This is a genomic window from Saccharothrix coeruleofusca (genome assembly GCF_017876325.1).
Lineage (GTDB): Bacteria > Actinomycetota > Actinomycetes > Mycobacteriales > Pseudonocardiaceae > Actinosynnema > Actinosynnema coeruleofuscum.
Map to the genome: position 1 here is coordinate 3,284,160 of NZ_JAGINV010000001.1, position 14,251 is coordinate 3,298,410.

13 protein-coding genes are annotated in these 14,251 nt (G+C 72.5%); 8 read left to right on the forward strand and 5 right to left on the reverse strand.

Annotated features, from left to right (window positions below; genetic code table 11):
- Nucleotides 1-50 precede the first annotated feature (50 nt).
- Nucleotides 51-716: a response regulator gene (locus tag JOF41_RS14880; protein ID WP_189227274.1), complete on the forward strand. Its 666-nt coding sequence runs from the start codon at nucleotides 51-53 to the stop codon at nucleotides 714-716.
- Nucleotides 713-2,467, forward strand: coding sequence for a sensor histidine kinase (locus tag JOF41_RS14885; RefSeq protein ID WP_244989598.1), 1,755 nt, complete (start codon nucleotides 713-715; stop codon nucleotides 2,465-2,467). The genes JOF41_RS14880 and JOF41_RS14885 overlap by 4 nt, the downstream gene beginning before the upstream one ends.
- 5 nt (nucleotides 2,468-2,472) lie before the next feature.
- Here the strand turns inward: JOF41_RS14885 and JOF41_RS37065 are convergent, their stop codons facing one another.
- Nucleotides 2,473-3,600: an HAAS signaling domain-containing protein gene (locus JOF41_RS37065; RefSeq protein WP_189227276.1), complete on the reverse strand. Its 1,128-nt coding sequence runs from the start codon at nucleotides 3,598-3,600 to the stop codon at nucleotides 2,473-2,475.
- Entirely contained in the window at nucleotides 3,597-3,920 is a 324-nt protein-coding gene (locus tag JOF41_RS14890; protein WP_189227277.1) for a PadR family transcriptional regulator, read from the reverse strand. Before JOF41_RS14890 ends, JOF41_RS37065 begins: the two co-directional genes overlap by 4 nt.
- 495 nt (nucleotides 3,921-4,415) lie before the next feature.
- Between JOF41_RS14890 and JOF41_RS14895 the strand changes: the two genes are divergently transcribed.
- Together JOF41_RS14895 and JOF41_RS14900 are read left to right on the forward strand one after the other, a co-directional pair.
- A complete protein-coding gene (locus tag JOF41_RS14895; protein ID WP_189227278.1) occupies nucleotides 4,416-5,096 on the forward strand; it encodes a TetR/AcrR family transcriptional regulator in 681 nt (226 codons plus the stop codon).
- 69 nt (nucleotides 5,097-5,165) lie between these two features.
- Complete coding sequence (locus JOF41_RS14900; RefSeq protein ID WP_209619622.1) at nucleotides 5,166-6,341, forward strand: metallophosphoesterase; 1,176 nt, start codon at nucleotides 5,166-5,168, stop codon at nucleotides 6,339-6,341.
- A gap of 34 nt (nucleotides 6,342-6,375) precedes the next feature.
- Here JOF41_RS14900 and JOF41_RS14905 read toward each other — a convergent pair whose 3' ends face one another.
- On the reverse strand, nucleotides 6,376-7,254 hold the full coding sequence (locus JOF41_RS14905) for a fructosamine kinase family protein (protein WP_189227280.1): 879 nt from the start codon (nucleotides 7,252-7,254) through the stop codon (nucleotides 6,376-6,378).
- Nucleotides 7,255-7,343: 89 nt separating this feature from the next.
- Here JOF41_RS14905 and JOF41_RS14910 point away from each other — a divergent pair, with 89 nt between their 5' ends.
- Complete coding sequence (locus tag JOF41_RS14910; protein ID WP_209619625.1) at nucleotides 7,344-7,796, forward strand: ATP-binding protein; 453 nt, start codon at nucleotides 7,344-7,346, stop codon at nucleotides 7,794-7,796.
- A 9-nt stretch (nucleotides 7,797-7,805) separates the two neighbouring features.
- On the opposite strand, the gene JOF41_RS38275 is transcribed toward JOF41_RS14910, so the two are convergent.
- Entirely contained in the window at nucleotides 7,806-9,911 is a 2,106-nt protein-coding gene (locus JOF41_RS38275; RefSeq protein ID WP_209619628.1) for a putative bifunctional diguanylate cyclase/phosphodiesterase, read from the reverse strand.
- Nucleotides 9,912-10,171: 260 nt separating this feature from the next.
- Between JOF41_RS38275 and JOF41_RS14920 the strand changes: the two genes are divergently transcribed.
- Nucleotides 10,172-11,980: a glycoside hydrolase family 76 protein gene (locus JOF41_RS14920; RefSeq protein WP_209619631.1), complete on the forward strand. Its 1,809-nt coding sequence runs from the start codon at nucleotides 10,172-10,174 to the stop codon at nucleotides 11,978-11,980.
- A gap of 29 nt (nucleotides 11,981-12,009) precedes the next feature.
- Here JOF41_RS14920 and JOF41_RS14925 read toward each other — a convergent pair whose 3' ends face one another.
- Nucleotides 12,010-12,519 (reverse strand): HIT family protein, encoded by a 510-nt coding sequence (locus JOF41_RS14925; RefSeq protein WP_189227284.1) that lies wholly within the window; start codon nucleotides 12,517-12,519, stop codon nucleotides 12,010-12,012.
- A gap of 62 nt (nucleotides 12,520-12,581) precedes the next feature.
- Here JOF41_RS14925 and JOF41_RS14930 point away from each other — a divergent pair, with 62 nt between their 5' ends.
- Both JOF41_RS14930 and surE read left to right on the forward strand, forming a co-directional pair.
- Nucleotides 12,582-13,496 carry a PfkB family carbohydrate kinase gene (locus JOF41_RS14930; protein ID WP_189227285.1) on the forward strand — a complete coding sequence of 305 codons (915 nt, stop codon included), beginning with the start codon at nucleotides 12,582-12,584 and terminating at the stop codon, nucleotides 13,494-13,496.
- Nucleotides 13,493-14,242, forward strand: coding sequence for a 5'/3'-nucleotidase SurE (surE, locus tag JOF41_RS14935; RefSeq protein ID WP_209619634.1), 750 nt, complete (start codon nucleotides 13,493-13,495; stop codon nucleotides 14,240-14,242). The genes JOF41_RS14930 and surE overlap by 4 nt, the downstream gene beginning before the upstream one ends.
- Nucleotides 14,243-14,251: the final 9 nt, after the last annotated feature.

Genomic DNA, 14,251 nt, shown 5'->3' on the forward strand with positions numbered 1-14,251 from the left:
CCTATTTGCGACCTGCTCGACTCCGATGAACGCAGGGCATACTCGCTGGCGTGTGCGCCCACATCATCGTGGCGGAGGACAACCACAACCAGGCCGAACTGGTTCGCCGCTACCTCGAGCACGACGGGCACTCGGTGCTGGTGGTCCACGACGGACGTGCGGCGATCGACCAGACGCGCAGGCACAACCCCGACCTGCTGGTGCTCGACGTGATGATGCCCGCCGTCGACGGCCTGGACGTGTGCCGGGTCCTGCGCGCGGAGTCCGACGTGCCGATCGTGCTGCTGACCGCGCGGTCGACGGAGGACGACGTGCTGCTGGGGTTCGACCTGGGCGCCGACGACTACATCACCAAGCCGTTCCGGCCGCGGCAGATGGTCGCGCGGGTGCGCACCATCCTGCGCCGCGCCGGGCGTGCCCACTCGGCGGGCTCTGGCGTGCTGCGGGTCGGCGACCTGGCGATCGACCAGGTCCGGCACGAGGTGAGCCTGGCCGGGCAGCCGGTCGCGCTGACGCCCTCGGAGTTCCGGCTGCTGGCCACGCTGGCCGCGCAACCAGGGCGGGTGTTCACCCGCGGCCAACTGCTCTACGACGGCTACATCACCGCGCGTACGGTGGACGTGCACATCATGAAGGTACGCCGCAAGATCGAGCGCGACCCGCGCACCCCGGAGCGGCTGCTGACCGTGTACGGCGTCGGCTACAAGCTCGTATGAGCAGGCGGCACAGCCTGCTGGTCCGGTTCTTCGCGGTCTCGGCGCTGATCGCCGCCTGCTCGATCGCGGTCACCGCCTGGCTGGCCACCCAGGCCACCACCGGCAGCATCAGGCAGGAGCAGGGCGAGGCGCTGGCCACCGACGCGACCCTCTACGACGAGTTGCTGGGCTACGCCGCGACGCACCCGGACTGGTCCGAGGTCGGCCCCACCGTGCGGGCCCTGGCCGCCCGGCACGGCCGCCGGATCGCGCTGACCACCAAGGACCGCGAACCCATCGCCGACTCAGGTGGCCCCGGTGCCCCGCCGCTGCCGGTCACCCCCAAGGTCGTGGTCGACCCGCTGAACGTCGACCCGGCGCTCAAGGCGGGCGGGACCGACGAGATCGACCCGCGCGCCGTCGGCCCGCTGAAGCTGACCGAGCAGGAGAGCGCCGACCTCCAGCGCAAGGCCCGCGCCCTGGCCGAGTGCACCGGCGCGCGGATCTCCACCAGGGCGTCCGGCAGACCCCACCTGGAATGGCCGACCTCCGCCGCTCCCGGCCCGCCGTGCACGGTCGAGAAGGACCTGGACCTGCCCGTGCCGACCGAGGTCGCCGCGAACACCGACTTGCTGAACAGGGCCGCCGCCTGCGCCGAGCGCTCCGGCAAGTCCTTCGCCTTCGACCCGCAGTGGCCGCGGCTCACGGTGGACGTGTACCGGAGCGCGGCCCGCCTGCCCCCGGAAACCGCGCAGTGCCTCACCACCGCGCGCCGGGAGCAGCTCATCCCCTACGTGGCACAGCCCGCACTGCTGTTCCTCACCGCGCCGACCGGGGCGGAACCCGCCACGGTGGACCTGTCCACGGCAGGCGTCACGCGCATCGCGCTGACCGGGGCGGCGATCCTGGCGGTGGCCGGGTTCGCGGCGTGGCTGACCGCGATGCAGCTGGCGCGGCCGATCCGCGCGCTGACCTCGGCGGCGCAGCGGATGGGCGCGGGCGACCGCACCGTCCGCGTCGAGGAGGCCAAGGGCGAACTCGGCGAGCTGGCGCGGGCGTTCAACACCATGTCGGCCGCGCTGGCCGAGACCGAGCGCCAGCGCCGGGCGCTGATCAGCGACGTGGCGCACGAGTTGCGCACCCCGCTGGGCAACGTCACCGGCTGGTTGGAGGCGACCCAGGACGGTCTGGCCACCCCGGACCCGGAGCTGATCTCGATGCTGTTGGAGGAGGCCCTGCTGCTGCAGCACCTCGTGACCGACCTCCAGGACCTCGCCCGAGCCGACGCCGGGACGCTGCGCCTGCACCGCGAGGCGGTGGACGCGGACGAGGTGATCGGCCAGGCGGTCGCCGCGCACCGGGCCGAAGCCGAAGTCCAGGGCGTGGCGCTGCGCGCGGAGAGCCGGTCCGGGCTGTTCCTGCACGCGGACCCGGTGCGGCTGCGCCAAGCCCTGGGCAACCTCGTGACCAATGCCGTCCGCTACACCCCCGCAGGCGGCACGATCACCGTCACCGGCCGCGCCGAAGGCGAGTCGGTGGTGGTGGAGGTCGTCGACACCGGTGTCGGCATCCACGCCGAGGACCTGCCGAGGGTGTTCGACCGGTTCTGGCGCGCGGACAAGTCCCGCAGCCGCACCACCGGCGGCAGCGGCCTGGGCCTGGCGATCACCCGCCAGCTGGTGGAGATGCACGGCGGCGAGGTGTCGGTGACCAGCACCCCCGGTGCCGGGACCACCTTCCGCCTCGTGCTGCCGCGACTGCCGGTGGTGTGACTGAATCACCCAGTGGTCGTCACCGAGCCGGTCGTGGCAGGCGGCGCGGACTCCGACGAGGGAGGCAGCGGGGAGGATGGCGGCACCGGGCCGGTCGTGGTCGGCGGGGCCGACGTCGTCGGCGTCGGGATCACCACGGCGAACGGCACGCCGTCCACCTCCCGGCAACCGTGCCCATCGCGCTCCACCTGCGGCTTGGGGTACTGGTTGTCGGCGCGGGGGACGCCAGAGGCGCAGCCGTACCACGGCGACTCCAGCGGTTGCCCGTCCTCGTCGTAGAGGTAGACGTCGGTGAGCGCCTTGCCGTTCTTGTCGAACACGTAGATGTTGTCCGGGTAGTCCGGCGTGGCGCTGTACGTCGCCTGCGGGACCGACGCCCGGTAATAAGTGTGGGTGAACACCGCGTCGAACAGGGTCAGGAACAGGCCCAGCGCGAACGCCCCGATGGGCAGGCTGATCCACAGCCAGCGCCGGTCCCGCTTGGCCCTCGGCCCCGACAGCAGGGCCAGCGCGGTCAGCGGCAGCGCCAGGACCAGGAACTCCGAGATGCCCAGCAGGAAACCGGCGGCCAGGATCACCAGCGCCCGCAGCAGCCACCACCCCGGCTGCAGGGTGCGCAGGTAGGCCAGCACCCTGGCCGCTTCGGACCGCTCCGCCTGGGCGATCGCGTCGCGGGCGAACGAGGCCTCCGGGAGGTTGCCGACTTCCCGCACCAGCCCCGCCCGCCCGAACAGCAGGGCCACCGCGATCAGTCCGCACACCGCGACCAGGAAGGTGACCTGTTCGTGCTCGCCGCCGCTCGCGGCGAAGGCGAAAGCGGCGGCCACACCGGCCACCAGGGCGTAGAAGCAGAACCTGGCCAGCGCCGCGCCCCCGCCGCCCGTCGACGCGGGCGCGGCTGCGGGCGGGTACCCGGCGGCCGCGCGGAGTTCCCGCGCGTAAGCCTCGGGGGAGCCGAGGCGGGCGGCCAGCGCCTCGGCGGAGAACTCGTCGCCCAGCTCCTCAGCGACCTCGACCACGTGCGACCCGGCGTCGTCCATGATCTCGCCCACCTCGACGGCGGGCAGGTCGGACAGGGCGGCGCGCATCCGGTCCAGGTAGCGCTGCACCTCGGTGTTGGTCTGCGTGTTCATGCGACTTCCCCCAACAGGTCGTCCAGCGTCCGCGCGAACGACTTCCACGTGTTGCCCGACTCGATCAGCCGGGCCCGCCCCGGCTCGTTGAGGCTGTAGTACTTGCGGTGCGGCCCCTCTTCACTGGGAACGACGTAGGACGTCAGCAGCCCGGCGTTGTAGAGCCTGCGCAACGTCCCGTAGACCGACGCGTCGCCGACGCCGTCCAGACCACCTTGGCGGAGTCGGCGCAGCACGTCATAGCCGTACCCGTCCTCCTTGCGCAGCACCGCAAGGACGGCCAGGTCCAGCACTCCCTTCAGCAGTTGACTGGTGTCCATTGACCTCTCCCGGTTGTGTGCTGTGAACACTACTACGGGAAGCGCAGTACTACCGACACCGGTACACCACCTTTCTGTAACAGTCCGTCACGGGAGCTACTGCCCCAGATCACCACATCGAGCAAGATCGCCGCCCCGCTGTCTCACGCGCGAGCGTTCAGCTCTCCGGAACCACGACGGTCTTGCCGGTGAGCGCACCGGCCTCACCCCGTTCGTGAACCAGCGCGGTCTCCGCCAGCGAATGCCGCTCGGCGACGTGGACGCGCAGCTCATCGGCGCCGCCCCGTCCTCATATCGGCGAACTCGAACAGCGGCCCCATCACCCCTCCCCGACCGGCGGACCGGGGGGCGCGAGAGCGGGCGTCACCACTGCGAGAGCCCCGCGATCGGTGATCGACAGTGCGTTCATCCCGGCTCCCTTCAGGACCAGTGACCATCAAGCTAACAGCCCGACGGTCCCTTATCCACTCGCACCGGTATTGATAACCTGAACGAATGAAGGCGACCAGCGGCGAGTTCCAGCGGGCCCGGCGCCCCGAGCAGGTCGAAGCCCGACGAGCGGCCATCCTGAGCACGGCGGAGGCGATGCTCGCCGAGCGGCTGATCGCCGACATCAGCCTGCGCGAGCTCAGCGACCGGGTGGGACTGGCCAAGTCCAACGTGCTGCGCTACTTCGACAGCCGGGAGGCGATCTTCCTGGAGGTGCTGAACCGCAGGTGGAGCGCATGGCTGGACGAGTTGGAACCGCGCTTGCGCGAAGCGGTGGCCGAGCCCGTGCCCTACGGCCGCGCCATCGCCGTGGCGACCGCGGTGGCCCACTCCGTGCTGCGCCACCCGCTGCTGTGCGAACTGTTCAGCGCGATGGCCTCCGTGCTGGAGCGCAACATCAGCGTGGACTTCGCCCGCGTGTTCAAGGCCCACTCCACCACGAACACGCACCGGCTCGCCCGCTTGGTGCGCGCCGAGCTCCCCCACCTCGGCGCCGACGCGGCGACGCACTTCGCGGAGGCCGTGCTGGTGATCACCGCCGGGCTGTGGCCGCACGCGCACCCCACCGACGCGGTGGCGCGGGTGACCGCCGAACTGGGCCTGCCCCCCGCCGAGCAGACCTTTCCCGCCGCGTTGACCGAGAGCCTGGTCAACCAACTGATCGGCCTCACCGCTCGATCGGGTTAACCACCAAAAGACCACCGGTCCGTTGGGATAGGGTCGAGCAGACCACCGGTCCCTTACCGAGGAGTTGCGATGTCGAGCACCACGTCAAGTCCTCCGCGCTCGGCACCGCGGCGTCGCTTGGCCTTCGTCGCGGTGCTGGTCACCGTGGCGACGCTGCTGTTCTGGGTGCCCTGGTTCGGCCTGTTCCCGCCGTCGGCGCAGTGGCCGTGGCCGGTGACGGTCACCAGTCTGCTGCTGTTCGGCACGGCGTACGTGGCGTTCCCCGTCCTGCTGGTCCGCGCCCACGGGCGGCGGCGCTCCGACCGGGCGGCCCGCATCGCCCACCTGATGCTGGGCGTGAGCTGGGTGGCGTTCGCCTGGACGCTGATCACCGACGTGGTGCGCCTGGTACTGCTGGTGGCCGGGGTCGACAACCCGCTGCGGGCGCGGGTGGTCTCGGTGCTGCTGGCGGTGGTCGTCGTGGTCCTGGTGGCGCACGGCTCGGTCGAGGCGCGCCGGGTGCCCAGGGTCAGGCGTGCCGAGATCGTGCTCCCCCGCCTCGACAGGGCGTTCGACGGCCTCACCATCGCGGTCCTCGCCGACACCCACTACGGCGCGATCGACCGCACCCGGTGGTCCCGCGCCATGGTGGCGGCGGTGAACGCGGCGGAGCCGGACGTGGTGGTCCACGTCGGTGACATCGCCGACGGCACGGTGGCCCAGCGCCGGGGCCAAGCGGCCGCGCTGGGCGAGGTCCGCGCCAGCGCGCGGTTCTACGTCTCGGGCAACCACGAGTACCTGTCCAACGCGCAGGCGTGGCTGGAGCACATGTCGGAGCTGGGCTGGACCAGCCTGCACAACCAGCACCGCGTCCTGGAGCGGGGCGGAGCGCGGTTGGTCTTCGCGGGTGTCGACGACGTCACCGGTTCCGCCTCCGGCGAGCCCGGCCACGGGGACGACCTCGGCGCCGCCCTGGCGGGCACCCGTCCGGACGATCCGGTGGTGCTGCTGGCCCACCAGCCCAGCGAGGTCGGCAAAGCCGCCGCGGCCGGGGTGGACCTGCAACTGTCCGGACACACCCACGGCGGGCAGATCTGGCCGTTCCACCACCTGGTGAGGCTGCAGCAGCCGGTGCTGTCGGGGCTGAGCGGGCACGGGGAACGCACTCAGCTCTGGACCAGTCGCGGCGCGGGCTTCTGGGGGCCACAGCTGCGGGTGTTCGCGCCGAGTGAGATCTCCTTGTTGACCCTGCGGGCGCCGCGGTGATCGCCGTGACCGCGTGGAGAGCGGGGAGGAGGGGTCAACTCGTCATGAAGGGGCGCAGCACCGTGCGGAGGTAGTCCAGGGACCACCGGCTGCCTTCGTGGGCCAGGGTGCTGAGCACCTCGCGCAGGAACAGCACCGGCATCCGCTCGCGCCATCGGGAGTCCAGCGGTCGCACTTCCCGGTAGGCGTCGAAGAACCTGGCGGGCGACTTGTCGGCGCAGAACATCATGCTCAGGTCGACCTCGGCCCACATCCACGACACGGCGGGATCGATGAACACCGGTTCGCCGTCCGGCGCGGCCACCACGTTGTTGTGCCACAGGTCGCCGTGGGTCAGCACGGGTGGCGCGGTGGGCACGATGTCGGGGAGTCGGACGCACAGCCGCTCCAGGGCGGCACGATCACGACTGGTCAGCACGGCTTCGGCTTTGGGTTCACCGACGTAGCGCAGCAACCGCTGCTCCGCGAAGAACACGTGGCCGTCGTCGTGCCAGTGGTTGCGTTGCGGCAGCACGCCCAGCCAGCCGTCGTGCGGCCAGCCGAACCTGTCGCCGTGCACACCGTGCAGGGCGGCAACCGCGCGGCCGGCGTGTTCCCAGAACTCCGGTTCGGCGGGCACTCGCGGGGTCAGCGCCTCCAGCGCCAGCCCTCCCCCTCCGACGCCGAGCACGCGCGGGGTGCGCAGACCGTGATCGCGGAGCGCGTCCAACCCTTCGGCCTCGACCTCGTACAGGTCCTCGGGGGTGTCGTCAGTGGTCTTGAGCACCAGGTCGTCGGCATTCGCGCGGTGAACCATCCAGACGGTGTTCACCACGCCGCCCGTCAGCAGTTCCAGGCCGGTCACGTGGTCGTCCAGTCCCAACGCTGCCAGCGCTTCGCGTGCTCGGCGCTCCTTGGGCTCCGGGAGGATCATGAGCACCAGGTTCGCAGGCGGGAGCGGCCCGGTGCCAGAGGGGGTGGCAGGCGCGTTCACGGAGCGGAGAGGGCGATGCGGAAAGGGCGATGACGAGACTGGTGATCCTGGTGGGCTTGCAGGCGTCGGGGAAGACCACCTTCTACACCCGTCACCTGGCCGCCACCCACCTGCACGTGAGCAAGGACCTCTGGCCGCGCGCCAGGCACCGCGAGGCCCGGCAGCGGCGCGCGGTGGCGGAGGGGTTGGCGGCGGGCCGGTCGGTCGCGGTGGACAACACCAACGCTTCTCCCGAGGAGCGGGCGGGGTTGGTCGCGCTCGGCCGGGCTGCCGCCGTGCCGGTGGTCGGCTACTGGTTCCCGCCGGACCCGGCGGGGTCGCTGCGGCGCAACGCCGCCAGGCCGGGTCGGGCGCGGGTGCCCGAAGTAGGTTTGTTCGCCACGCTGAAGCGCCTGCGCCCGCCCAGCTTCGACGAGGGTTTCGACGAACTGCACGAGGTGCGCTTCGACGGCGCCGGGGACTTCACCACCACACCGCTGTGAAGCGCTCGCTCAGTTGCGCGACGGCAGCGAGTCCCACCCCTTAGCCGGTTCCGGTCGGCCGAACAGGAAGCCCTGCGCGTAGCCGCAGCCCGCGCGGCGCAGCCAGTCCGCCTGCTCCCGCGTCTCGATGCCCTCGGCCACGGTGACCGCACCCAGCACCTCGGCCAGGTCGATGATGCAGCGCACCACGCCCGCGGTGCGGCCGGTGTCGCCCAGCGCCCTGGTGAACGACTTGTCGATCTTGACCACGTCGAACGGGTAGCGGTGCAGGTAGCTCAGCGACGAATAACCGGTGCCGAAGTCGTCCAGCGCCACCCGCACCCCGGTTTCGCGCACCGCCATCAGCGCCCGCATCGCCGCCTCGTCGGCCCACACCGACTCGGTCACCTCGATGGTCAGCCCGTCCGGCGGCAGGGCGGTGGCCTCCAGGGCACGGCCCAGCGAGGGCAGGAAGCCCGGCGCGGACAGCTGCCGGGTGGACACGTTGACCGTCACGTCCAGCGAGCGGCCCTCCCCGCGCCAGCGCACCGCCTGCGCGCACGCCGCGGTCAGCACCTGCGCGCCCAGCGGCACGATCAGGCCGGTCTCCTCGGCCAGGCCGATGAACTCCTGCGGCGGCAGCAGTCCGCGTCCCGGCCGCTGCCAGCGCACCAGCGCCTCCGCGCCGGACACCGCCGAGCTGGTCAGGTCCACGATGGGCTGGTAGTGCAGCACCAGCTGCTCGGTGCCGATCGCGGCGCGCAGGTCGCGCTTGTCGCGCTGGCGGGCCAGCAGCTCCTCGGCCATCTCCCGGCGGAACAGCCGCGCCCGGCCGCCGCCTTCCCGCTTGGCCACGTACATCGCGGTGTCCGCGTCGTGCAGCAGCTCGTCAGTGGCGGTGCCGGGCGCGGACACCGCGACGCCGATGCTGGCCCGCATCACCAGGTCGTAGCCCAGATCCGACCACGGCTCGCGCAGCGCCGCCAGCGCCGCCGCGGCCAGCCGCAGGCACTCCCGCTCGGTGCCGCCGGGCACCAGCACGGCGAACTCGTCGCCGCCCAGCCGCGCGGCCACCGCGCCCGGTTCGACCGCGTCGCGGATGCGGTGCGCCGCCGCGACCAGGTACCGGTCGCCCGCGTGGTGCCCCTCGGTGTCGTTGACCTCCTTGAACTGGTCGAGGTCGAGCACCAGCAGGCCCGCGTCGCCGTCGGCCAGCGCTCGGTCGAGCAGGTGCAGCAGGTGGGCGCGGCCGACCAGGCCGGTCAGCTCATCGCGCTCGGTGCGGTGGCGCAGCTGGTCCTCCAGCCGCCTGCGCACGCTGATGTCCACCGCCGCGATCAGGGTGCGGTCCGGTCCCATCGCCTGCTCCACGCGCGCCGGATGCAGCGCCACCACGCGCTCGACGCCGGGCAGCCGCACCTCCACCGGCTGGTCGCGGCATCCCCGGTCGCAGGCCGCGATGTTGGGCCCGTGCGGGCACGGCACCGCGGGGGCCGCCACGCCGTCCCAGCCGAGCAGGTCCCTGGCCCGTTCGTTGTGCAGTCCCGGCGTGCCGTCGCCGTCGACGAGGACCAGGCCGACCGGGCTGGAGTGCAGCACGGCGGCGGTCGTGGCGCGCGCGTCCTCGGCGCGCAGGTGCGCCAGCTCGGCGCGGCGGGCCACCCGCACCACCTGGTGCAGCGCGGCGGATTCCAGCACCAGGCCCGCCAGCGGCAGCAGCATCGTCGGCAGCGTGTCGTGGGGGGCCGCCCCGGTGCCCAGCACCAGCGAGGCGATCACGCCTGCCAGGTAGCCCACCAGCGCGAAGGCCGCCTCCACGACCAGCCGCTCGCCGCGCAGCGCGCGCTTGGTGGTGACGCCGAACAGGAAGCCGATGACCACTTGCGGGGCAGGCAGCAGGAGCAGGGCGGAGGCGGCGATGACGCCCTCCAGCGCGGCGACCCACCGGCTGTCGCCGCGCGGCTTGAGCCACCACGACCCCAGCACCACCGCGACCAGGGCCACGACGGCGAACCGCGCCGGGTGGTCGGCCTCCAGCACGAGGGTGGTCGCCAAGCCCACGCCGCCGACCCACGCCACGACGTCGACCAGTGTTCGGATGCGCCGCAACCCGCGGTCACCCACTGAAGTCGTCACGTGTTCCGTCTCCCCCACCACGGCATCCCGCGCTGCCGGGTCGAAGTTGGCACTATCCGATGCCACGACCAGTTCGACAACCGCCATCCGGGTGAGTCCGCTCCACCAGGCGGCCCATGGTGGGCGATCTTGGTGACAGAACCGGACAGAACGCTTTTACATCGTTGTAAGCGCAGCTTCGGCGCACTACCGTCCACTCTGCTGGAAAACGCATTCCGGTCCTCTTCGGACAACCCCGGCGCTTCCCGGCGGAGGCCACCATGCCGACTCCCCTGCTGGTCGCACTGATCACCACCGCGCAGCTGCTCAGCCCGACCGCTCCCACTCCCGCCGCGACCGTCTGCTTCCTGGCCTGCGACGCCTTGGACCCCTCGCAGGCCAGGGAGGAGGAGTTCCCGGTGCCGGAGAAGCGGCTCAACGGCCGTCTCCTGGTGCTGCACGTGTCCGACGCCGACGGCATGGCGTGGGGCAGCATCGACGAGGGGACGCCAGGCGACTCGGTGTGGCTGGACCGCTCGTGGGACGGCGGCGTCACCTGGGAGCCCCTGCTGGGCAGGGCAACCGTGCCCGGCACGCGGACGGGCACGCGCACGCTGATGCACAACGTGAGCGACCCGGCCGGGCACCGGCGCGGCCTGATCCGCGCGTGCGGTGACGCGGGAGCGGTGGCGTGCACCGACTGGATCTACCCCGTGGTGTGCGACGTGCTGTGCGATCACGTCGACGCGAGCCTGGCCGCCGGTGACGTCCAGCCGGTCGCCCCGACCACCTTGCACGGCCGCACGATCCGCCTGCACGTGGACGCGAGGGCGATGGCTTGGGGAACGGTCGAGGCAGGCGGTCCCGGTGACGAGGTGTGGCTGGACCGCTCGTGGGACGAGGGCGCGAGCTGGCCGGGCGGTTCGTCGTTGGGCCGCACCGCCGTCATCTCCGGCACTTCGACCCGCACGACCATGTTCGCCACGCGCGACCCGCGCGGGCGCCACTACGGCGGCGCGGTCCGCGCGTGCGGACGCGCGGCGGGGAGCAACGAGGGCAGCTGCACGGCGTGGGCCCGCCCAGCTCCGACTCGGGCCGATGGCGCGGCGGAAGCGCTGATGTACTCGTACCGTCCCCACGAGGGGTGGTGGGCCAGCAGCTGGTGGAACTCGGCGGCCACGCTGACCGCGCTGGTCGACTACGCGGCGCGGACCGGGAACCGCCGCTACGACTGGGTCGTGGCGCGCACCTTCGACGTCAACCGGGGCGTCTTCCCCGCCGGGCAGCGCGGCAGCGACCCCATCGAGGGCGACTTCGTCAGCCGGGCCATCGACGACAGCGCGTGGTGGGGGCTGGCGTGGATCGCGGCCTACGACCACACCGGCGAGCGGCGCTACCTGGGCATGGCGGCGACCATCGGGGCTTATGTGCACCAGTACTGGGACACCAGGACCTGTGGTGGTGGCGTGTGGTGGGACCGCGAGCGCACGTACAAGAACGCGGTGACCGCGGGCCTTTACGTGCGCTTGGCCGCGTCGCTGCACCGCCGCCTGCCCGGTGATGCGGTGTGGTCTCGGCGCACCCGCACCGCGGCGGACTGGTACCTGGCCAGCGGCATGATCAACAGCGCGGGGCTGGTGAACGACGGTCTGACCGCGGACTGCCGCAACAACGGCTCGACGGTGTGGACGTACAACCAGGGCCTGGGCATCGGCGGCCTGACCGAGGCGTGGCGCGCCACCGGCGATGCCCGGTACCTGGCCGCGGCCCGGCGCCTGGCCGATGTCGCGCTGGTGAGCCCGGTGCTGACCCGTGGCGGGGTGCTGACCGAGTCGTGCGATGTCGGGCAGCGCAGCTGCGACGACAACCAGAAGCAGTTCAAGGGCATCTTCGCGCGCTACCTGGCCGACCTGGCGCGGGTGACCGGCTCGGCGGCCCACCGGGCCTACGCCCAGCGGCAGTCGGACTCGATCTGGACCACCGATCGCGACGCGCTCAACCGGTTGGGGCAGCGCTGGGCGGGCGGCACCCCGAACCAGCTCGACTGGCGCACCCAGGCCAGCGCGCTCGGCGGCGTCCTGGTCCGCTGACCGCTTCCGCTGGCGTGCCCACCGGTTCGTCACCGCCCGAGGGCGGACGCCACCTCCTCCCCCAGCGCCGTCGCGAGCGCCGCCATCTCCTCCGGCGGGATCTCCAGGTATCCGTGGTCCGCCGAGAAGGCAGCGATCTGCTGCCGCTCGTAGGGCACGCCCGGCGGCAGCGGTGCGAGGTGCCAGTGGACGTGCCGGTTGCCCTGCTGGCTGCCCAGGCTCAGCACGTACAGCCGTTCGGTGGGGACGAGGCGCGGCAGCGCCTGGCCGACCGCGTGGACCACGCGCTGCAACTCCAGGTACTCCTCCACCGGGAAGTCGCCGATGACGTGCTCGTGGTGGTCGACCGGCGCCACCAGCACGTGTCCCCGCATGAAGGGGAACTTGCTGAGGAACACGATCGCCCGCTCGTCGCGGTGCGCGACGTGGTGGGGGTAGTCGGGGTTGTCCGCCAGCACCTCGCAGATGAAGCAGGCCCTGCGGACCAGCTCCAGGTAGGCGTCCTCGTCCCACGGCACGCGGTTCACCCGATCGATCATGCCGGCACCGGTCGGACCACACCGAGGGATGACGTGGCGACAAAACGGGTAAACCGCCCACCGTGACCGGACAAGTTGCAGTCTTCGCGCCCTCGCCCCAGCTCACCATCACCGTCGAGGACCTCGACGGCACCCCCGACATCCACCTGCACGCGGGCGGCCAAGGAGTCTGGCAGTCCCGCATGATCGCCTCACTCGGCGTCGACGTCGTGCTGTGCGCCGCGCTCGGCGGTGAGACCGGCCACGTGCTGCGGCATCTCATCGACGTCGAGCTGCGCGCGCGGGACGTGGCCGCGCGCAACGGTGCCTACGTGCACGACCGGCGCGAGGGCGAGCGGGAACCCATGGTGCAGATGCAGCCCGATCACCTGTCCCGCCACGAGCTCGACGACCTCTACGAGATGACGCTGGTCGAGTCGCTGCGCGCCGGGGTGGCCGTGCTCAGCGGTCCCAGCGACGACGTGGTGCCCGACGAGCTGTACCAGCGGCTCACCGCGGACCTGCGGGCCAACGGCTGCGAGGTGGTGGTCGACCTGTCCGGCGGCAGGCTGGCCGCCGCGCTGGAGGGCGGGCCGTCGATCCTCAAGGTCAGCCACGACGAGCTGGTCGAGGACGGGCTGGCCGACTCGGCCGAGGTGCCCGACCTGGTCAAGTCCTGCTACCGGCTGGCCGAGTCGGGGGCGCGGGCGGTGGTGGTGTCGCGGGCCGCGGACCCGACCCTGGCGCTGATCGAGGGCGAGCTGTTCACCGTGGAGGTTCCGACGCTGTCCACAGTGGATACCCGTGGTGGTGGCGACTCCATGACCGCCGGGCTCGCCGCGGGCACGGCCAGGGGCGACTCGCTGCACGAAGCCCTTCGGCTGGGCGCGGCGGCGGGCGCGCTGAACGTGACCCGGCACGGGCTGGGCACCGGCAGCGGCGAGGGCGTCGCGGAGTTGACCGGCCGGGTGGAACTGCGTCCGCTGGAGGAAGCGTGAGGGTTGTGGTGACCAACGACGACGGCATCGACTCGCCGGGGCTGCTGGCGCTGGCGGGCACCGCGCGGGAGCACGGCTGGGACGTGGTCGTCGCCGCGCCCGCGCGGGAGTCCAGCGGCACCAGCGCCGGGCTGACCGCGGCCGAGCACGGGCGCAGCGTCGCCGTCGAGCGCCGGGAGCTGGCAGGCCTGCCGGGGGTGCCCGCGTTCGCCGTGGCCGCGCACCCCGGCCTGATCGCGCTGGTGGCCTGCCAGGGCGCGTTCGGCGACCCGCCGGAGGTGGTGCTGTCGGGGGTCAACCGGGGCGCGAACATCGGCCGGGCGGTGCTGCACTCGGGCACCGTCGGCGCGGCGCTGACCGCGTCGATCAACGGCGCGCGGGCCATGGCGGTGTCGCTGGACGTCGGCTTGGGCGACCCCGACGAGGTGGTGGAGTACCACTGGGGCACCGCGACGGCCGTGGCGCGCGGGGTGTTCGAGCGGTTGGTCGCCCTGCCGCCGGGTGTGGTGCTCAACCTCAACGTGCCCAACCGGGAGCGGGTGGGGCCGCCGCTGCGGGCCGGGCTGGCCGAGTTCGGCGCGGTGCAGACGCGCCTCAAGCAGGTCGGGGACGGCGGCATCGACGTGGCGCCGCTGGTGGTGGAGGGCGAGCTGCCGCCGGGCAGCGACGCCGCGCTGCTGGCGCAGGGCCACCCCACCATCACGCCGCTGCGGTCGGTGGCCGAGGATCTCGAGGTGGAGCTGTGAGCCTCCCCG